This window comes from Lysinibacillus sp. NPDC095746, assembly GCF_044763535.1.
Lineage (GTDB): Bacteria > Bacillota > Bacilli > Bacillales_A > Planococcaceae > Lysinibacillus.
On sequence record NZ_JBIWGL010000037.1, the window covers coordinates 24,070 to 44,530 of the forward strand.

Here is a 20,461-nt window from a genome sequence, read left to right on the forward strand (position 1 = left end):
TATTTTCCTAATTTGTTTAGATATTGCAAAAAAGTAGTTACTTAACAGTATACAAAATGACGAAGCGTAAGCTTCAAGGTTTTTTAACAGTTTTATTAATTAATTTATAGAAACTTTTAAACCGACAAGGGGTCACCTTTTATAATGAAATCCAAAGAGAGGAGGGTAACGTCGTTGGTAAAAATCTGCAAACGCACGATCTCTGAATGAATAGTAGCAGTGTAACGTAAACTTGACTTCCTTGACTTGCATAGTTGAGGTTCACGTTACTACACCAAGTGGAATGTGGACATTGCATTGAATGAGGAGGCCACGCTCCTTCCAAAAGCGGGCTTTGTTAGTAAATGATAAACAACAAAGCAAAGGAACGTCCGGGAGCGGAGATTATAAAGTAAAGCTGGAACCTCTTCAAGAAATATAGCATTGAAATAAATAAAGATACTACTTAAAAGTGAATGCATCGTTAAATAATTACTTTTTATGTGGGAATTCTACATAATGATACGAGCGTCACTATGGAGATATCACCGCAAGTGTTGCACTATGGTGATTAAAGTTGATAGGGTCGTGTGTCATATTAACTATCTATTAACTTTTAATAATCTGAATGTAGTGCTAAGCTACTATGTTTGGAAGGGGTGCTTTTGTGGTATAATTTCCTAAAAAAAGGAGTGTTGTTTTTGGGAATTCGAAATTATTTTAAAGTAATAAAAGTACTAGTATGTTTATCTGTTAGTTTATGCATCATAAATTATCCGTTTATTTCCTTTGCTGAAACACTTGATACGAATGTAAGTGAAAAAAGCAAATCTAATGATATTGATACTGGTATCGCAAACTTGAACTATGATAATAGAGAAGTTTTAGCTGCGAATGGTGACAAGGTTGATAGTTTTGTCCCAAAAGAAGGTATTAACTCAAAAGATAAATTTATAGTGGTTGAGCGTAATAAAAAGTCACTTACAACTTCACCGGTAGATATTTCAATTATCGACTCTATGGCGAATCGTACATATCCAGGAGCATTACAACTTGCCAACAAAGCTTTTGTAGACAATCAACCAAGCTTATTGGTTGCCAAAAGAAAACCGCTAAATATTAGCATAGATTTACCTGGCATGAAAAGAGAAAATACAATGACTGTAGACAATCCAACATATGGTAATGTATCTGGAGCAGTAGATGAATTAGTATCTACTTGGAGTGAAAAATATTCAACAACCCATACTTTACCTGCAAGACTACAATATTCAGAATCTATGGTTTATAGCAAATCTCAAATTGCAAGCGCTCTGAATGTTAACGCCCAAGTTCTTGATAATTCACTTGGAATTGACTTTAATGCAATTGCGAGTGGAGAGAAAAAAGTGATGGTTGCGGCATATAAACAAATATTTTATACGGTAAGTGCAGAACTACCTAATAATCCATCAGATCTTTTTGATGATAGCGTTCCTTTTGAAGAATTAACGCGTAAAGGGGTAAGTAATGATGCCCCTCCGGTTATGGTATCAAATGTAGCTTATGGCAGAACAATTTATGTGAAATTAGAAACAAACTCTAAGAGTAAGGATGTCCAAGCTGCTTTTAAAGCCTTACTGAAGGATGTCAATACGAATGTAGAAACTAGTGGGCAGTATAAAGATATTTTTGAAGAAAGTTCCTTTACTGCTGTAGTATTAGGTGGAGATTCACAAAAGCATAACCAGGTTGTCTCAAAAGACTTTAATGATATTAGAAAAATAATTCAAGATAATGCAGAATTTAGTCTTAAAAATCCAGCATACCCAATATCATATACAAGTGTTTTCTTAAAGGATAATTCAATTGCTGCTGTTCATAACAATACAGATTATATTGAGACGACGGCTACGGAATATTCTAAAGGCAAAATCATCCTTGATCATTATGGTGCATATGTCGCTCAATTTGAAGTAGCCTGGGATGAAGTTTCATTTGATGAAAATGGACAAGAAGTACTATTCCATAAAACTTGGGATGGAAACTGGAAAGACAAGACAGCACATTTCTCTACAGTAATACCCCTTCCTCCTAATTCAAAAAATATAAGAATATATGCAAGAGAATGTACAGGTCTTGCATGGGATTGGTGGAGAACAGTTATTGATGAATACAATGTTCCATTATCTAATGAAATAAAAGTTTCAATTGGAGGAACTACATTATACCCAACAGGTACTATTAATTAGGTATAAACTTCCACTCTGGAAGAACAAACGGCTGAGGCTCTTGTTACACAAGAACTTCTGCCGTTTTTATTTTCAAACAACTAGCATACTTTATGAACACCAAAAACCCCGCCAAGTGCATCCATCATCATGGTAATCCCCTTTTTCTATGAACTAAATATGAGTTTAATACTCGATCAATTATCAAAAGATTTACGCAGGAGTTATTTAACCTTAAATATTCAATAACGCTTGTTTAAATTTGCTTGAAACGAAAGCTTACAAAATTATAAGTTTTATGTCACCAAAATTAATTGTTAAAATTAAAATTATGTTTTAGAATTGCTATTGTTGAAAAAAATTAAAAAAGTGTTTTGAAATCATCCTGTATATTAAAGTGGGAAATATGAATAAATATTTCAATAAATACTGAGGTATTCCCGTGGTTTAAAATATCCCGTAAATGTTAGTTGAAAAAATAACATATTCGGGGGTTTTTATGACAAGGGTTTACAATAATAGAAAGAAGCGTGTTACTATTTAACAGCTTGACAGAAGTCTATATGGGGAGTAGTATACAATAGCTGTGAAAAAAGCTATTGTGAAGTAACATTTTTTCAAATGTAATACTTATATTCTAAGTTTATATATAAAATGATTTAAGTTTAAGTAAGTAAAAGGTAGGTGCAAGAATGAAGAATTTATTAAGTAAAAAAAATGACCTATTAAATAAATTTTTAGGGATATATTTATTAGCTGTTTTAATGTTATGGTTAAAAACATACATCGCTCAAACAGCACAATTTAAACTGGGAGTAGAAGGATTCCTTCAAAATTTCCTTTTATTTATAAATCCACTAGGCTCAGCAATGCTATTTCTAGGAATTTCATTTTTATTTAGAGGAAAGAGAAAATATACATCACTAGTTGTAGTTTACACGCTGATGTCTATTCTTTTATATGCTAATATTGTTTATTACCGATTTTTTAGTGATTTCATTACATTACCTACAGTTACCCAAACGCAAAACTTCGGAGATTTAGGTGGTAGTGTTCTTACTTTATTAAAGCCTTATGATTTCTTGTTCTTTGTGGATGTATTTGTAATGTTTTACCTACGATTCTCAAGAAAAATACAAAAAGATAGCAATCGTTTTGGATATAAAAAAGCAACGGCAATCATTACTCTTGCATTAGCAATATCAATCCTAAATTTAGGACTAGCAGAAGCTGATCGTCCGCAACTATTATCTCGAGGTTTTGATAGAAACTATATTGTGAAATATCTAGGAATGTATAACTATACGATTTATGATTCAGTAGAAACGATGAAAGCATCTTCACAGAGAGCTTTGGCGGATAGTAGTGATATTACAGAAGTAATGAACTATACAAAATCTAACTACGCCAAACCTAATGCACAATATTTTGGTAAAGCAAAAGGGATGAACGTCATCTATTTGCATTTAGAATCATTCCAAAACTTCCTGATCAACTATAAATTAAACGGTGAAGAAGTTACACCATTTTTAAATTCATTAACAAAAGATAAGAATACAATGTATTTTGATAATTTCTTCCATCAAACAGGTCAAGGTAAAACTTCCGATGCAGAATTTATGCTAGAAAATTCTTTATTTGGGTTACCACAAGGATCTGCTTATATTACAAAAGCACAAAATACGTATCAAGCAGCGCCTAGTATTTTAAAAGATTATGGTTATACATCAGCTGTTTTCCATGGTAATAACGGAAGCTTCTGGAATCGAAATGAGATTTATAAATCATTTGGATTCGATCACTTCTTTGATGCTAGTTATTATGACATTGGTTCTTCAGAAAACATGGCTGAATACGGATTGTTAGATAAACCATTCTTTGAACAATCTAAAAGTATGTTAAGTAAATTACCACAACCTTTTTATACGAAATTAATTACAGTAGGGAACCACTTCCCATATAAAATGGATCAAAGCTTAGTAACAATTGATAAAGCTAATACTGGAGATTCAAGTGTAGATAATTATTTCCAAACAGCGCGTTATGCAGATGAAGGAATCAAACAAGTATTCGACCAATTAAAAGAATCAGGCTTGTATGATAATTCGATGATTGTTCTTTATGGTGACCATTACGGTATTTCAGATAATCATAATGATGCGATGGAACAAGTCATTGGAAAAGAAATTACACCATATGAAAGTGCTAATTTACAACGCGTACCATTATTTATACATGTTCCAGGAATGCAAGGTGGAACTAATCATACTTATGGTGGCCAAACAGACCTTCTTCCAACGCTATTACATTTACTAGGAATTGATACGCAAAAGTTTGTTCAATTTGGTTCAGACTTATTATCAAAAGAGCATGATGAAATTGTGCCATTTAGAAATAGTGATTTTGTTAGTCCTACGATTTACTCAATTAATGGGAAATTTTATGATAATAAAACAGGTTTACTACTAGATGAAAGTCAATTAGAGTTTGCGAAAACGATCAAAGATAAAGTAGAACTTAAATTGCATTTATCTGATAAAGTCGTGAATGGTGACTTATTGAGATTCTATACGCCAACAGATTATACGCCAGTGGATCGTTCTAAGTATAATTACTCCAAAGATGCGAATGAATAATCTAAGTAATTAATGAAATTTGCTGGGCAATTCAAGAAGATGTGTTTGATATCAAAGAGTTTATTTTCCGATTGCTCTTTGGTATCTTCCCGTTTCTTGAATTGTCTTTTTTAGGTTCTATTAAGTATTAAAAAGGATGACACCTTCTTTACATCTTTAGACAATATCAAATGAAGCGTTACACAATAATAGAATGACTTAAAGGCTTAGGTGTTATTCCTAAGCCTTTTGATTGTTTCAATGAGATAAATTTACGGCAGAAACTCTGTTCAATATGTCTCTTCGGGAGTGAAATGGCCGATTCCTTTTAATTCAAAGTCAAAAAATTTAAGAATTAATTCATTTTCAGTTTCAATACAGTAATATTTATCAATCTCGGCTTTTCCTCCTTGTATAATATATGTCAAAATAGGAGAGAAAAGCGACAAATCGGTCAAGCTTAAATGTTTTGCTCCTTTAAGATGAGTAGTATATGCTCCTTCGAACTGTTTATTATGGAGTTTGTTCGCTACATAAACAGGAGTACGATCCAGTTGAATCCAAACATCGTCAGAATAAATGTTAAAAAGAGGGGTTGTATAGGCTTTGCTGCTTGCCATAAAATTATCATCGGCTTTGTTATAAACAAGTTCACTAAAGAAAGGGGCATCGATATTTACTACTGCACTTACATCATTGCGTGCTCTACCTAGCCACACACTTGCAGCACCTCCCATTGAGTGCCCAAACACACCAATCTTCTCTGTATTGATATGTTGATAAATAGGGTTATTGTCACTTTTGGCTTTTGCTAGTACTGTATCAATGACAAAATTCATATCGTCTGTTCGTAGTTTCATCCATTTTTGGATAATATTATAGCGTTCTTCATTCGAGTAAACACCTTTATTTGCATTTTCAACTTCATTTTTAAAATCTGAATTGATCATCGTTACTTTTCCATCCTCTGATTGAGTATAGAAGGAATGATAAGGATGATCGATGGAAACGACTACATACCCGTGGCTTGCTAGCTCAGTAAAAGTAGATCCGTTGCTTGTCTTAATACCATATGCTCCATGTGAGAATACTAATAGAGGGTATGTTCCATCTGCGTTTTTTGGATACCAAAATTCCACATTAACACTTCTGTTGTCCCCCTTATTAGAAAACGCCTCCATACGATTCCTGTCAATATATGTGTCAGTAGCGGTTGCGACTTCATATTCTCCTGTCACTTTTGGTAATTGATACTGTGGAAAAATAATGACAGGTGAGAGTACAAAGACAAATATCAATATCATCATAATGGACTTCCACACAATGTTAGAAGTTTTGTATTGTTTGATATTCGTTTTCTTAAGAATAAGAGATCCTGTCCCTTTAACGGCCAATAAGAAAAGAAGGATAGCAAGCATTACCCAGCTAAAACTCCAGACAATAACCGATGAAACAGTAAGTATTGCAAAAACAATAAATATAGCAATTCTAATCCAATTCTTTAATTTTTTATGGTTTTGCTTAGTTGCTATGCAGTAGATTGCAAAAGCAATTTCGAAAATTAAAGCAATTACTAATAGTAATATTCCCATAGTCGTTCCTCCACCTCATTGGAAAAATTTTTATGAAATCATCATAATAAACAGTTGGAAGGATGTATATGGAAAAACAGTAAGTTGTATTTATAAGGCAATAAGATGCAAAAAAACGGTAAGCTCAAAATGCTTACCGTAAAATAATCTGTTGCAGCCGATTACTGTACTGCTTCTTGATTTTCTGTTTACTCATCAACGTCTTTCTTAAATGTCTTTAGTTTTTCATTGATTTTTTTTGCATCTTTTTTATCATTTTGCCATGACAGTAGATGAACAATGATATAGATTACCGCAATTTGCAGTGCAAGAATGATGACACCCTGACCAGTTACAAGATTCAAAGCGCTAGCAAGGACAATCAATAAAATCTCCAAAGTGAAGAAATGAATAATAATCCTTATACGCATTTTCTTCTCACTTAGATCATTTGGAGAATAAAAAATAAATTCCGTTAGTGCACCTAAAAATGAAAATGCCATAAGGATATAAATCGACTTCAAATCAAAGGCCATGTCAGGATGATACATTTGTCGCAACAAAGTAATAATCATGATTATGGATGCGAAGATGATAAAGAAATTCTTAATTATCTTTTGCACAAATTCCAAAAAATTCATATGTATCCCTCTTTACAAACCAAGCATATTTTTAAGGACAGGCACATACTGCCTTGATATAACAGCTCGTTCTCCGTTATCCAGTACCGCTTCGAATCGACCACTTATGGTCGGATAAACAGATGAAATTTTGGTGATATTCAAAATGGTTGATTTCGATGCGCGAAAACAGTTTTTTCCTTTACATAATTCTTCTAACTCGTATAGTTTTTGTTTTACCTCAAAAACGGTGTCCTTGCAATAAATAAACACTTTTCCCTCAACTGCCTCGAAATAATAGATATCATGAAGCTTAATGCGGTGAATACTATCGTTTTGATGTCCAAGTAAAATGATGTCTTCCGTTGTCAGCTTGTTAATAATTTCGTATACTTCGTCATCAACCTCATAACACCTAATAAGAATCTCTTCTTCTAATTCTTGGCTTATTTCTTCAATTGAAATTTTCAAATGATCACCCACGAAATTTCAAATTCTTTAAATCTATTCAGTTGTATAAATTTGCAAATGAAGCATAGCTAAATTGATTTGTTAAATCGACTATTAATATCTTTATATACAATTTTATACATTTCATCAGAATACTGTATAGATTTTATTTCATGATAGTAGCCAAAGTCGGCTAAGTCAAGTTTACGAAGGCACCTTATAGATAAAGTATGAGGAAAAATTACAATACCTACGATTTTCCTATTAGACTAGCGGAGGTAGCTGACATTTTAACAAAAAAGCTTATAAAAACTTTAATGGTTAAACTTTACAAACGAATAAACAAAATGTATAATGATAATCATATTAACAATGTTTATATGGTTGTTGGTTATATAATGGTGAATGAGGTGATTTTCTTGAAAGGAAGAGATGTTGTTTTAGGGTTACTCATGGAAAAAGAATTATCTGGTTATGATATAAAAATAGTTTTTGAAGATGTATTTTCTCATTTTTTTGATGGCAGTTTTGGAATGATTTATCCGACATTAAGACAGCTAGAAAAAGAAGGGAAAATAAAAAAAGAGGTTGTGATGCAAGAAGGTAAGCCTAATAAAAAATTGTATTTCATAACAGATGAAGGAAGAGAAGAGTTTTATCAATATATGAAGTCAGATGTAGAGAAGGAGGTTCTGCGTTCTGACTTTTTAATGCGCATGTATTTTGGGGATTATAGCGATACGAATACTATTAGAAAGTGGATTGAAGAGGAAATTGAGAGAAAAGAGGCGTATGTTACAGATCTCCGTTTAAAATACGAAAAATGGAAAGAAGCTATTACATTTGCGGAGGAGATTTCTTTTGATGTTGGGATTGCAAGTTATACTGCACAAGTTGAAACATTAAAAAATAAATTGGCGCAATTAACAATACAAGAAAAAAGAGAAGGAAAGTAATACAAGTGAGTGGGGAATGTTATGGAACAATCTAAAGGAATCAAAATCGTATTTTTAATGTGTCTAGGAATTTTCTTGTGTATGATTGATACGACAATTATGAATATTGCTTTACCAGCAATACAGGCTGATGTGAGTGCATCGTTGGAGAAAATGTCCTGGATATTGAATGTATATACGATGTCTATTGCGGTATTAGCAATACCACTAGGTCGGGTCGCTGATATCTTTGGAAAAGCAAAATTATATATTATAGGCTTAGTAATTTTTGGCATTGGTTCAGCATTATGTGCGCTTGCAAATACGGGCGATTTTCTTATTTTTTCTCGTTTTATTCAAAGTATAGGAGCTGCTATTTTGTTTCCAACGAGTATGGTAATTGGAGTTTCGGCGGTTCCAATAGCAAAAAGGTATGTTGCGCTTGGTATTTTAGGGGTGACACAAGGATTATCTGCAGCCATAGGGCCTGTACTAGGAGGAGTTATTACACAAAATCTAGGTTGGAGATGGGTATTCCTTGTTAATCTACCTATTTGTTTTGTCGGTATTGTTTTATGTTTCATTATGTTAATTATTAAGAATGAGGAACGAGTAGTTGCTAAAATTGATTGGACTGGATTAGTACTTTCTAGTTTGGCTATTTTCTTTTTCACACTTGTTTTAGTGAAAGGGAATAGCTGGGGGTGGCTGAGCAACTTTGCATGGATGTGCTATATCATCAGTACTATTTCTTTTATTTTATTTATATTAGTCGAAAGAAAAGTTACGTCACCGATGATAAATTTACTGTTATTTAAAGATCGAACTTTTGTTGGGGCCTCTATTGTCGTTATACTTAGTAATTTGTTTTTAATTGGGGTAACTGTTTTACTGCCAACGTTTCTCACAAAGATACAACATCGAACAGAAATTGAAGCAGCTTTCTTAGTGACACCTATTTCTGCCATGATATTTCTAGTTTCTCCATTTGCTTCATTGATTATGAAGAAGCTTGGTAAGGTTCAGGTAATATTAGTAGGATTTATAGTTATGAGTTTGGCTTATTATTGTTTACAAATGATAGGAACAAATTCAACAAGTAATGAAATTATCATTCCGTGTATGATTTTAGGTGTTGGATATGGTTTAGTTGTTGGGCCAATTACTATATTGACAGCCTCCACATTTGAGGGAGAATTATTAACTGCTTCTCAAAGTGTTGTGTCCATGCTTAGACAGATAGGAATTGTATTGGCAGTGGCTATTTTTGTATCAGGCTTGACTCATAATTTGTCAATAAATAAAGGTAATATTTTCCATTATGCAGAAGAAAAAGTGCATGGTCTTCATGTTGATAAAGCTGAGCAAGAGAAAATATTAACAGTAACAAAAGAAAAAATACAAAACAAAGAATTAGAGTCGAGTATAGAAAAGAAACAGGGAACTGATAGTATTGGCATAAGTCAACAACAAAAGGAAAGCATCATTGAAGAGAAAGTAAATAATGCACTAAATGAAGTCCCGGTACAATACAGAGAAATGAAACGGTCAGAAATTACTAATCAAGTAACGAAAGGAGTTGAAGAAAAAATAGAGGGTATAAAGAAAGAAATGGATGCATACTCGGATGATATTAGTCATTACGCTGAAACAGAAATGGCAAAAAGTTTTACAGATTTATATAAAGTGAGTGTACCAATTATTTTGCTATGTAGTTTAGTCGCGTTTCTGTTCCGTAATAGAAAATTTGAACTTGGTAATAATAAGAGACAAAATGTATAGTTACCCCAAGATTTAACAACTAAGTTTCATTGATTAATTGGAAGGTAGGATTTTGATCTATATAGACTAGCTAGTTTTACAACAATTCTAAAATTATGCTTTACATAAACGTACTTTCATGTTAGATTACTCTATAATAAATTTGACAAAAGGAGGTGGAAGCAATGTTAACTGTTTTTAGAATTCTGTTCGGTAAAAACGTAAAAATTGGAAATGTTTTAGCTGTTAAAGGGAGTAGTCTGTCCTTTTTTAAGCTATACAACCATACAAAAACAGTTATCGGAGCTTCACCTCTATGGCAAATAAATGACAATGCAATGATTTAGTGTCTTTGTTTATTTATTTGTGCATTATTTTTTTATTTAAAGTTCAGCACCGATCATTTTATCGGTGTTTTTTTGTGTTTAAGGCATAGACAACTCCTTTCAATTTACTCCTATAAAAATAGAGAGCTTCTGGAAGGAATGAGAATGATGCAAGTAAAATTAAACAATAAGTATAAAAGAATAGAAGAATTATTAAAGGAACATAATTATCCTAACTTTAGAATGAAACAAATACTGAATGCCATTTTTAAAGAAAGAATAAATAAATTCTACGAAATTAATGTACTTCCAAAGTCGTTAAGAGAAATTTTAATTAAGGAATTTGGAGAGTCGATTTTAGATGTTGTTCCTTTAAGGGGACAACATTCTGAGCAAGTCACTAAAGTTTTATTTGAGATTTCAGGAAATGAAAAAATAGAAACGGTCAATATGAAGTATAAAGCTGGGTGGGAGTCATTTTGTATATCTTCTCAATGCGGATGTAATTTTGGGTGTAAATTTTGTGCAACAGGTGATATTGGATTAAAAAGAAATTTGACGTCAGATGAAATAACTGACCAAATCCTCTATTTTTACTTACAAGGTCACTCTATCGATAGTATTGCTTTTATGGGGATGGGAGAAGCATTAGCCAATGTACAAGTTTTTGATGCCTTAGATGTACTTACTGATCCTATGTTGTTTGCTTTAAGCCCTCGTAGGATATCTATTTCAACTATTGGTATTATTCCAAGTATAAAAAAAATGACGCTGAATTATCCGCAAGTCAATTTGACGTTTTCGTTACATTCCCCATTTAATGAACAACGAAGTAAGTTGATGCCGATTAATGATAGGTATCCATTATTAGATGTAATGGACATATTAGATGAGCATATTCGAACAACATCAAGAAAAGTATATATTGCTTATGTCATGTTACCTGGTGTAAATGATTCTATTGACCATGCTAAAGAAGTAGTAAGTTTATTAAAAGGTCGATATAAAGAAGGACGTTTATATCATGTAAATTTAATCAGGTATAATCCAACTGTTAGTTCTCCTTTAAGATTTGGTGAAATTAATGAAAGCCATGTGGTGAATTTTTACAAAACATTAAAAACATCAGGTATTCATGTAACCATTAGAAGTCAATTTGGTATTGATATCGATGCAGCTTGTGGTCAATTGTATGGCAATTACCAAAGGAGCAACAAGCAGTAATTTGAAATGAAGAAAATTGTTGAATTGTATTTTATAAAAAAATTTGGTAAAATGAAAATACAAATTATGAGAGGACTGATGAATGGACGATGATTAACTAAACTATATTTTTATTTGAAATGAACAACTTCAAACTTCAAATTACAAAATATAGGATTAGTCTGTCCATTTTTATAAATCAGTTTACGTTTTATTTGTCACGGTTCCAATGGCAAAAAAGAACACTTATTTAGTATAAGTGAAAGACTAATCCTTCCAATTTCAAATTGGGAGGATTTTTTATGCTCTCATAGTTAAGACAAATTTTTTTAGTCTGTAACATAAATCAAAAACAAAGGAGAGAAAAAATGAGCGATTCAGACACTATTGTTACGCATGTATTACTCCGTACAAGTCGTTAATATCCATCAACTTATACGGAGAAATTTAGAAATGGATGGATATGCCGACTTTGTATAAAAGGTAAAAAGAATGGATATACAAAGGAGGATTTATCATGTCAATGATACAAGTTCAAAATTTAACTTTTTCTTATCCAAGTAGCTTTGACAATATTTTTGAAAATGTAAACTTTCAAATAGATACGGATTGGAAACTTGGATTTATCGGTCGAAATGGACGAGGAAAAACAACATTTTTTAATTTATTATTAGGGAATTATGAGTATAGTGGGAACATCAATTCTTCAGTGGAATTTAATTATTTCCCTTATCCAGTTTCGGATAAAAACAAGTATACGCATGAAATCATGGAAGAAATTTGCCCCCAAGCAGAAGATTGGGAAATTCTTCGTGAAATATCCTATCTGGACGTTGATGCCGAGGTCATGTATCGACCTTTTAAAACACTGTCAAATGGAGAACAAACAAAGGTGTTGCTTGCTGCACTTTTTTTGACGGAAGGTCAATTTCTATTAATCGATGAGCCAACCAACCATTTAGATACGGAAGCACGAAAGATGGTCTCTGAATATTTAAGGAAGAAAAAAGGGTTTATCTTAATTTCACATGACAGAATCTTTTTAGATGGATGCGTTGACCATATTCTATCTATAAATAGGGCCAATATTGAAGTTCAAAGCGGTAACTATTCTTCTTGGAAGTTGAATTTTGATAGACAGCAGGAACACGAAGAGGCAACTAATGAGCGTCTACAAAAAGATATAGGGAGATTAAAACAATCTTCAAAGCGTACATCAGGTTGGTCAAATCAAGTGGAGGCTTCCAAAAATGGAACAACGAATTCGGGTTCTAAGTTAGACAAAGGTTTTGTAGGACATAAAGCAGCAAAGATGATGAAGAGAGCAAAAAACCTTGAATCAAGGCAACAAAAAGCTATTGAGGAAAAGTCAAAACTGCTAAAAAATGTGGAAAAAACGGAGTCATTAAAATTAGAATCATTGGCGTATCATTCAAATGAATTGATTGTTTTGGCTGATGTGTCTATTAAGTACGATGATCAAATAGTGAATAAGCCAATAAGCTTTAAACTGGAACAAGGTGACAGAATTGTGCTTGATGGCAAAAATGGAAGCGGAAAAAGTAGTATCCTCAAACTAATTCTGGGAAATCCGATACAGCATACAGGCTCGATGTATGTAGGTTCAGGCCTTATTATTTCCTATGTCCAACAAGATACTTCTCATTTGAAGGGAATGTTATCGGACTTTATTGAAGAGCATGGAATTGATGAAACGTTATTTAAATCGATCCTACGTAAGATGGACTTTGACCGAATTCAATTTGAGAAAGATATTGCTCACTATTCCGGTGGACAAAAGAAAAAGCTACTTATAGCCAAAAGTTTAAGTGAAAAAGCGCATATCTATATTTGGGATGAACCGTTGAATTTTATTGATATTTATTCGCGCATGCAGATTGAAGAGCTTATTCAAAAATTTAATCCCACAATGGTGATTGTTGAGCATGATCAGGCATTTCAACAAACAGTCGCAACCAAAACTATATTTATGTAGTTAAATTTGAAAAATGAATATGTAATTGAAGAATCCATTTTGAAACAATCTCTTTTTCAAAATGGATTCTTTTATTTATCGTAAAAAACCGGATTATTGGTGATCTATTTGTACACTCGATGATTCCTTTAGCGGCTGCCTTTACTTTAATAGCTATTTTATCGCCTTCTGACTCAGTGGCAGTAAATGGCATCGCCAAACGATTTTATATTTTAGATTGTAAATGAATTTAGTTCGTGGGGAATTTTTATCGGAATTCATCGCGTTTTAATATTCAGTTGCGGAGATCGTAACGGGTTATTTTTCATTAAAATCAGGTATTAGAGAGTTTCGGGGCATTAACAAAATTTTGGATACGACTTCATCTTGGGCAGTATTGGAATAGTGGATTCAACATTTTACGTCATGCTAGAAGTTCCCATACCATTTATTTAATATTTGAAAGCAGATGAAGTGTTTCACGCTTCAGGCGAAGTCATGGATAGAAGAGCTAAAATCGTGGATAGAACAATCAGAATCGTGGATAGAAGAGCCAAAATCGTGGATAGAACAATCAGAATCATGGATAGAAGAGTCAAAATCTTGGAAAGAAGACCCAACATGGCGGCTTGAGCCCTTTAGAAAAGTGTTTTACTATTAGTAAGAAGACTGTCTAACCAAGTTATAGTTGTTTTTTTAGCATTTGAGGGTTGAGTATGATAGAGACAGAGGAAAATTTAAAAGGGTCATCGGAGGATAATGACCCTTAATATTTGAATGTGAAAGGTTAATTTATTATGACCTTCAAATAGTTATGAGCATTAGGGGGCGGTGTTGGGTATTAATAGACTCTCATGAAACTAGCGCCGACAATAATTAGAAGAATGAATAGAACAACAATTAACGCAAATGCTGAACCTGTGCCATAGCCACTACCACTACCACAAGACATAATTATTTCCCTCCTTTCTTTAATTTATAGTATTCATAGTATTCGAGAACAATATTGATAATTATCTAGTTGTTTTTAAGTAATTTTAGAAAAGAAAATGATGACGATTTGAAATTGGAAGATAATTGGAGTTGGGTGCGTTAACAAGAATCAATGCTATAACATTGTGAGCTCCAAGAAAAATTTAGGGATAGGTTTTTATTTTAAATTAAACTGTTTTATGTTGTTGCATAACTTTCGGACAATTTGAATTCCTCGGGTAAATCGGTCTGTAAATTTTTAGCGATTTCAATGATTAAATAACACTTCAATTGCATTTAGATGTAAGTATATGGTAATATTGGAATAACTCTATTTGGATAGAAAGGATACAGGAGAACACGTATGCCAAACTTTACTTTGTAATGATCAATAAATTGGATAGCATTACCCTCAAAAAAACATTGTTTTTTTCAAGGGGGTAGTATGCCCATTTTTCTCATTACAAAGGAACCAAGCAACCCTGTAGTCTCAATGCGTCAGGAGGTCCTTGTTTAGGATCTCCTTTTTTATTTAAACAATAAATTTTACATTGTACTGCGAGATATCCAAATAGATGCTTGCGTACCTTTATCTTAAGAGGTGAAGGATTAATGTTAAATATTACATTCCGCTGGAGACTTTCTCAAATACCAGAACAAACTGTCAAGAAGCACTGCAAAATGTGTGGGAGAATATCTGTTTTTACGGATACAAATGTACGAAGGCATAACGCAAATGGAAAAAATATATACCAATATGCAATATATAAATGCGAAAAAAATCATACGTGGAATAAAAAGTTAGCTATGTATAAAACGTTCTCAGAGCATGTTGCTGAAGTTGAGGAACAGAAAGAAGAAGCTTCAATATTATCAACGATTCCGATAATCAGCTTAGCAAAACAAGGAATAAAGGTGATATACATTGTATTAGATGATGTAATTGGCAAACACCGAATTGATAAAGTGCTTGCAATTCAAATTGAAGATTGGAGTCGATCACAGATCATAAAGAAAATTGAAGATGGAACGATTCAATTAAATGATCAAATCATTAAACCTAGTGCAAAATTGTCAAAAGGTGAACGCATTTCTATTTACATTGACAAATAAATTTCTTTCAAGGTCGCAACATGGTGAAGGGAGACATTTCCCTGCATCGATGCGACCTTTTGTTTGAGGGAGAAACTCACATAATAGCATAACAGGTGGATCGTGAAGTTTTAATGGTCAATTGAATAGTTTATTACAACTTTCTCCAGTTTAAGAGGGGAAATCAAATGGATAGGTTTAGCTTTAGTTTCTTTCGGCAACTTTAGCATGTATTACTCTCAAATTAGATTTTTTTGGAAAACAGTGAAACTGTTGTCATAAATGTACGTCTACTAAACGAATCCTAATTTTAGGAGGTGAAATATGAATTGTAATGAACGCTAACATACAGGTTTTACGGATTAAACAATGATGACGCTGCTCTTCGGGGTTTGAAAATAAAAGAAAATGGGTTTTCTTCCCGCAAAGGAAAAGAAGGATAGGAAAAATAAAGGGGGCCAATGCCATGAAAAAAATACTTTTCATTGTCATGTTTTTAAGTTTCAGTATAATAAGTGCATGCTCTGATCAAGAAGAACCTGTGCCGAACAAGTCGCAAGAAGAACAACAACCTAACGTGTCAAACAAGCCACAGGAAGAAGAGCGTCAATCACATAAAAATCAACAGGAACTGTCTAAAATAAATAAAGGAAACATAGTAGCCTCTAATACACAAGCTGGTGTACTCAAAAATATGAAGGACCAGCTTAAAACTAATTTTCCTATCATTTTACCAAAAGAACTTCCGATAACAAAAGGTACATTTTTAACTGCAACAACGAAGGTAGAAGCTAACCAAGTTGAAGTACTATTTTTTGAAAGTAAAGAGTATTTGCCACTCAATGATAGAAAGCTTAAAAATTCACAGAATGCTATAATTATTGCAAGACTAGTAGTAAAGCAATATCCGAATGCTAAAGTAGCAAATGAGCAAATTTCATTTGTGAACTATAGTCAAAATGGTGGTCAAAAGGTTGATCTTGGTTATGACATTATAGGTTATCAGGATGCTGGAGCTGGTTCGCTATGGACTGGTTGGAATGAGGGACGATGGGCATTAGCGACACATACACGAACTGACAATCCAAATGCAGGTGTTAAGCTTGCAAAACAGGCAGTCCAATTTTTAGAAACACATATGCTTCCTATTCCAAAACAAAATGGTTGTGCGCGCTTAGATGTTTATAAATCAGGAAATATAATTGTTTGGCAGGACGAAAAACTTGTCTATACGCTTGACTTAATCAAAGAGCCGCTAAAAGCACTTGAAATTGCTGCAGCTTTTTACCATTAACAAATTCTAATTGGTGTGATGCAATAACTCGCTTTACCTCACTAAATTTGTTACGGGCTAAAACTAAGAGCCAACATGTGAAGGGCATTTGAATAGTAGGATGCTCCCATATGGATTATGTTTTAGAGTATACGGTGAACAAAATAGGTTTAAATAGATTCGTAAAAATGTATAAATGTTAAGCGCCTGAGGTTGAAGACTCAGGCGTTTTTTGAGTAAGAGCTTGTTGGGAAGTGCCTATGAGATAAAGCAATTTGCAAAACGTTCTTTACCATTATTGCTGATGAGTGAAGTTGCATGGAAAATGAACTTAGTTCCTAGCGCAATTGCATGATTATTTTGTAGTGATTTTAAAACTTGCATTATTATGCTAATATTTACACAAATAAGAATATTGAAAGGAGACCTTTATGAATTCATATGAAACTAAAGTGAAAGAATTTTTAGACGCTAATGATGTAAAAGCTGAGCACTTCGTTTTTAATCAATCATGCCACTCTGTAAAAGAGGCTGCTGAAGCAGTTAATGGTTCGGAAGACGATTTTGTAAAAAATATTTGCATGATTGACTCAAATAATGAATTAATCGTTGCTATTGTAAAAGGAAACAATAGAGCTAGTACGACTCGTGTTGCCAAATCACTAAACATAGAAAAACCAAGACTTGCTAACGGCAATGAAATTATTGAACATACAGGTTTCCCACTAGGTGGAGTCCCTTCTTTTGGTTTTCAAGCAAAGTTTTTAGTGGATCCCAAAGTAACAAATATGGATTACATATATACTGGTGGTGGTTCTGAAAACTCATTAGTTAAAATAAATGTTCAAGACTTATTAAGAATCAATCAAGGTACTATTATTAAAGTAAGTAAATAGCAATTTATCACAAACGTAAAAAGAGCTGCGTTTTTATGAAGCTTGATTAATCTAATTACGATTCGTTTGCATGATAGGGCATTGGGTCACTAGACTAATGTGACCCAATGCATCTCCTTTATAATTTTTTTATCTGTTTTAGTAAGTCATTTAGCTCATTCGCCTCTTTTTTAGTCTTAGTAAGTGTTATGATCCAAGCAAATAAATAGAGTAATAAAAAACCGCCAAGAAAATCTAGGCTTAGAAAAAGATCTACCCACTTGTTATATAAAGATATTGAAAAGACTACTAGAAACATCATGATAAAATGGATGACTAAAGCAAACAAATAGTTCAATTTTTCAATGTCAAAAATGATTGTAAAAATACCTGCGCAAGCCGAGATTATGAATACACTAATAATCTCAGCTTCTGAAGAAATGATATTTTTTCTCGATAGTAAAACCATCATAAAAATAAATGCACCAGTGCCTAAACCTGAAAATAGTCTGTTTTTTAATTGCAACGAAATGTCTTCCTCTCAAAATAAGATAGGCTTGTTTAATTCTTTTTGTACATAATAGGTATAAAGAATTCCCCCGAAGAAAAGTCCGATAGAAAGTCCATTTATGGCAGAATAGATGATATTAAATGAAAGGTCATTATAAAATGATGGCGCAATGCCTAACGTTACATTTAAGAGATACTTCACTAAAAAATTTATCAAGATAATAATTAACGGAAGATAGCACTTCTTTCTGATGATTGTTGATTCCTGTTTGAAAAACATTTGATATTTTTTATACAACAAATAACCAATTAAAGTCCCAGGAAATATGAAAAAGAAATAGCTCATCAAACAAAATTCTAAGTGTGAAAATTGAGATGTCATTTTTTCAAATCCCCATATCATAAATAGGAAAGGAACTAAAAACATTTTAGATAAATTAATTGGTCTTTCCTGGGAAATAGCGATACCTCTTTTTATTAAAATAAATAATAATATCCATACCCACAATGGCGTTCTTAAAATTACTTCTCTAATGATGTTATACATTCTTTATTGCCTCCTTTGATGATATTCATCATGGCATCAAAGAGGGAATAAAGAAATACGTCTAAACATATGTGGTGAAATTCAATACATAAGTGGACTTTTGGAATATCTTGTTAATGTCTTTTTCAACGAAGATACATATTTTCTTGACACAATTACTTTCTCTTCATTCGAGAGAAAGGCTTCAAGATTACCGTTAGGCTTAACAGAAAATTTATTTAAAAAATGAATATTGATTATTATCGTTTTTGAGATTCTGATGAAGTTATTGGGAAGATCATGCTCCAATTTATATAAAGGGCTTTTTGTTTCAAAAATAGTATCATTTGTATAAATGAATATTTTCCGTTCAAGATATTCTAAATAAAATATATTGGAATAAGGAATTTTTTCTTGTTCGTTTTTTGATATAGACTTCGCTAGTAAATAGTTGTCCGAGCTTTTTTCAAGAGTTGATACAATATCTTTAATAAAAGACGTTACTTTGTGAATGTTAAATGTACATGTTTCTTCTGTAAGTTTTTCAATAATTTTAATGTTAACCTTCATGTAAGACATATTTTCCTTTCAAAATTGGTTCTTCGTAATTTAAACAAATGTTACGCTGATTTTTATAATTGTAGGATAGTTTTCACCAATATTATATATATAAAAACATAAATCTATGAAATAAAGCCATTTCTAAGCAGAAAAATCTGTCTATAGAAATGGTTTTTTATTGTATGTAAAAATTTGTTTAAAAAATTCAGTCTTGTATCATTTTTGGAACCTACAATGAAGTCAAAGGAAAGGAGTAGTGGAGATGAAGATGAAAAAAATTAGTCTTGTTGTAGTTCTCATATTGGCAGGTTTTATGTCAAATGACGTAGTCGTACATGCGGATGATCACGAACATGAAGATAAAAAACATGAAAAGTATAAAGAATATAAGGACTACAAAGACGACGATGATGATGACGATGAGAAATATTACGATGATGATGATGATGATGAAGGTGAAACTTATTATTTTCAAGACGCAGTAAGTGCGAAAGGTACTTGGAATATTTGGACAAGAACAGTTGCTGTAGATAAAGAAGTGCTACCTTTTACAAATCCTCATAAAGTCACGTTAAAGGTAGAAGGGACAAACAAGGAGCTAAGCTTTTTTATTGTACCAAAAGACGGGGAATTTTTTGTACCTGGAAAAGCTGTAGCACAGGTTTTAGGAGCGGAAGCGACATTTTACAAAGAGAGTAAAATTTTAGTTATCCAAAAAGAAGCAAATGAATTGATTTACCGAGCTGGAACTAACGTTGTTTATGATAACAATGTGAAAACACCATCTCCTGCACTAGTATTTTACATGAAAGAAGAATTATATGTACCTATTAGTACAATAACGAATAGCTTAGGTTATATAACAGAGTGGCAAGAGAATAATCAAACATTTATCTGCCAACCAATTACGAATTAGCCCAGTGGTGATATGTCAACCATAAAAAACATCAGAATTGGAAAATTCTTAAGCTACTAAGCATCTAAAAACTGTTTTTAAGCATACTCAA

At 32.6% G+C, this 20,461-nt stretch carries 18 protein-coding genes; 11 read left to right on the forward strand and 7 right to left on the reverse strand.

All coding sequences use genetic code 11. The features are described from left to right. Positions 1 to 671 precede the first annotated feature (671 nt). Together ACIQ7N_RS20745 and ltaS are read left to right on the forward strand one after the other, a co-directional pair. Positions 672 to 2,210 (forward strand): thiol-activated cytolysin family protein, encoded by a 1,539-nt coding sequence (locus ACIQ7N_RS20745; protein ID WP_402935798.1) that lies wholly within the window; start codon positions 672 to 674, stop codon positions 2,208 to 2,210. Positions 2,211 to 2,881: 671 nt separating this feature from the next. After that, on the forward strand, positions 2,882 to 4,825 hold the full coding sequence (ltaS, locus tag ACIQ7N_RS20750; RefSeq protein ID WP_402935754.1) for a lipoteichoic acid synthase: 1,944 nt from the start codon (positions 2,882 to 2,884) through the stop codon (positions 4,823 to 4,825). 269 nt (positions 4,826 to 5,094) lie between these two features. Here ltaS and ACIQ7N_RS20755 read toward each other — a convergent pair whose 3' ends face one another. The 3 genes from ACIQ7N_RS20755 to ACIQ7N_RS20765 all read right to left on the reverse strand — a co-directional run bounded on the left by ACIQ7N_RS20755 (position 5,095) and on the right by ACIQ7N_RS20765 (position 7,466). Next, positions 5,095 to 6,396, reverse strand: coding sequence for an alpha/beta hydrolase family protein (locus tag ACIQ7N_RS20755; protein WP_402935757.1), 1,302 nt, complete (start codon positions 6,394 to 6,396; stop codon positions 5,095 to 5,097). 188 nt (positions 6,397 to 6,584) lie between these two features. Further along, entirely contained in the window at positions 6,585 to 7,016 is a 432-nt protein-coding gene (locus tag ACIQ7N_RS20760; RefSeq protein WP_132359499.1) for a DUF3021 family protein, read from the reverse strand. 12 nt (positions 7,017 to 7,028) lie between these two features. Then, positions 7,029 to 7,466 (reverse strand): LytTR family DNA-binding domain-containing protein, encoded by a 438-nt coding sequence (locus ACIQ7N_RS20765; RefSeq protein ID WP_402935761.1) that lies wholly within the window; start codon positions 7,464 to 7,466, stop codon positions 7,029 to 7,031. Positions 7,467 to 7,864: 398 nt separating this feature from the next. On the opposite strand from ACIQ7N_RS20765, the gene ACIQ7N_RS20770 reads away from it, so the two are divergent. From ACIQ7N_RS20770 to ACIQ7N_RS20790, 5 genes are all read left to right on the forward strand, one after another. Beyond that, positions 7,865 to 8,401, forward strand: coding sequence for a PadR family transcriptional regulator (locus ACIQ7N_RS20770; RefSeq protein WP_402935764.1), 537 nt, complete (start codon positions 7,865 to 7,867; stop codon positions 8,399 to 8,401). 21 nt (positions 8,402 to 8,422) lie between these two features. Then, positions 8,423 to 10,162, forward strand: a complete 1,740-nt coding sequence (locus ACIQ7N_RS20775; protein ID WP_402935766.1) for an MFS transporter — start codon at positions 8,423 to 8,425, stop codon at positions 10,160 to 10,162. Positions 10,163 to 10,326: 164 nt separating this feature from the next. Continuing rightward, positions 10,327 to 10,488 carry a hypothetical protein gene (locus tag ACIQ7N_RS20780; protein WP_402935768.1) on the forward strand — a complete coding sequence of 54 codons (162 nt, stop codon included), beginning with the start codon at positions 10,327 to 10,329 and terminating at the stop codon, positions 10,486 to 10,488. Between the two features lie 147 nt (positions 10,489 to 10,635). Continuing rightward, entirely contained in the window at positions 10,636 to 11,691 is a 1,056-nt protein-coding gene (locus ACIQ7N_RS20785; protein WP_402935801.1) for a Cfr family 23S rRNA (adenine(2503)-C(8))-methyltransferase, read from the forward strand. Between the two features lie 496 nt (positions 11,692 to 12,187). Continuing rightward, a complete protein-coding gene (locus ACIQ7N_RS20790) occupies positions 12,188 to 13,666 on the forward strand; it encodes an Lsa family ABC-F type ribosomal protection protein (protein WP_402935771.1) in 1,479 nt (492 codons plus the stop codon). 820 nt (positions 13,667 to 14,486) lie between these two features. On the opposite strand, the gene ACIQ7N_RS20795 is transcribed toward ACIQ7N_RS20790, so the two are convergent. Then, complete coding sequence (locus ACIQ7N_RS20795) at positions 14,487 to 14,597, reverse strand: YjcZ family sporulation protein (protein ID WP_142506927.1); 111 nt, start codon at positions 14,595 to 14,597, stop codon at positions 14,487 to 14,489. A gap of 632 nt (positions 14,598 to 15,229) precedes the next feature. Between ACIQ7N_RS20795 and ACIQ7N_RS20800 the strand changes: the two genes are divergently transcribed. The 3 genes from ACIQ7N_RS20800 to ACIQ7N_RS20810 all read left to right on the forward strand — a co-directional run bounded on the left by ACIQ7N_RS20800 (position 15,230) and on the right by ACIQ7N_RS20810 (position 17,878). After that, positions 15,230 to 15,730, forward strand: coding sequence for a S4 domain-containing protein (locus ACIQ7N_RS20800; protein WP_402935775.1), 501 nt, complete (start codon positions 15,230 to 15,232; stop codon positions 15,728 to 15,730). A 445-nt stretch (positions 15,731 to 16,175) separates the two neighbouring features. After that, on the forward strand, positions 16,176 to 17,003 hold the full coding sequence (locus ACIQ7N_RS20805; RefSeq protein ID WP_402935778.1) for a hypothetical protein: 828 nt from the start codon (positions 16,176 to 16,178) through the stop codon (positions 17,001 to 17,003). 410 nt (positions 17,004 to 17,413) lie between these two features. Further along, positions 17,414 to 17,878, forward strand: coding sequence for an aminoacyl-tRNA deacylase (locus tag ACIQ7N_RS20810; protein ID WP_402935781.1), 465 nt, complete (start codon positions 17,414 to 17,416; stop codon positions 17,876 to 17,878). A 118-nt stretch (positions 17,879 to 17,996) separates the two neighbouring features. On the opposite strand, the gene ACIQ7N_RS20815 is transcribed toward ACIQ7N_RS20810, so the two are convergent. From ACIQ7N_RS20815 to ACIQ7N_RS20825, 3 genes are all read right to left on the reverse strand, one after another. Beyond that, positions 17,997 to 18,383 carry a DUF3021 family protein gene (locus tag ACIQ7N_RS20815; RefSeq protein ID WP_402935784.1) on the reverse strand — a complete coding sequence of 129 codons (387 nt, stop codon included), beginning with the start codon at positions 18,381 to 18,383 and terminating at the stop codon, positions 17,997 to 17,999. A 15-nt stretch (positions 18,384 to 18,398) separates the two neighbouring features. Then, a complete protein-coding gene (locus ACIQ7N_RS20820; protein WP_402935787.1) occupies positions 18,399 to 18,914 on the reverse strand; it encodes a hypothetical protein in 516 nt (171 codons plus the stop codon). Between the two features lie 81 nt (positions 18,915 to 18,995). Beyond that, positions 18,996 to 19,463, reverse strand: coding sequence for a LytTR family DNA-binding domain-containing protein (locus tag ACIQ7N_RS20825; protein WP_402935790.1), 468 nt, complete (start codon positions 19,461 to 19,463; stop codon positions 18,996 to 18,998). A 253-nt stretch (positions 19,464 to 19,716) separates the two neighbouring features. On the opposite strand from ACIQ7N_RS20825, the gene ACIQ7N_RS20830 reads away from it, so the two are divergent. Continuing rightward, entirely contained in the window at positions 19,717 to 20,370 is a 654-nt protein-coding gene (locus ACIQ7N_RS20830; protein WP_402935792.1) for a copper amine oxidase N-terminal domain-containing protein, read from the forward strand. Positions 20,371 to 20,461 lie beyond the last annotated feature (91 nt).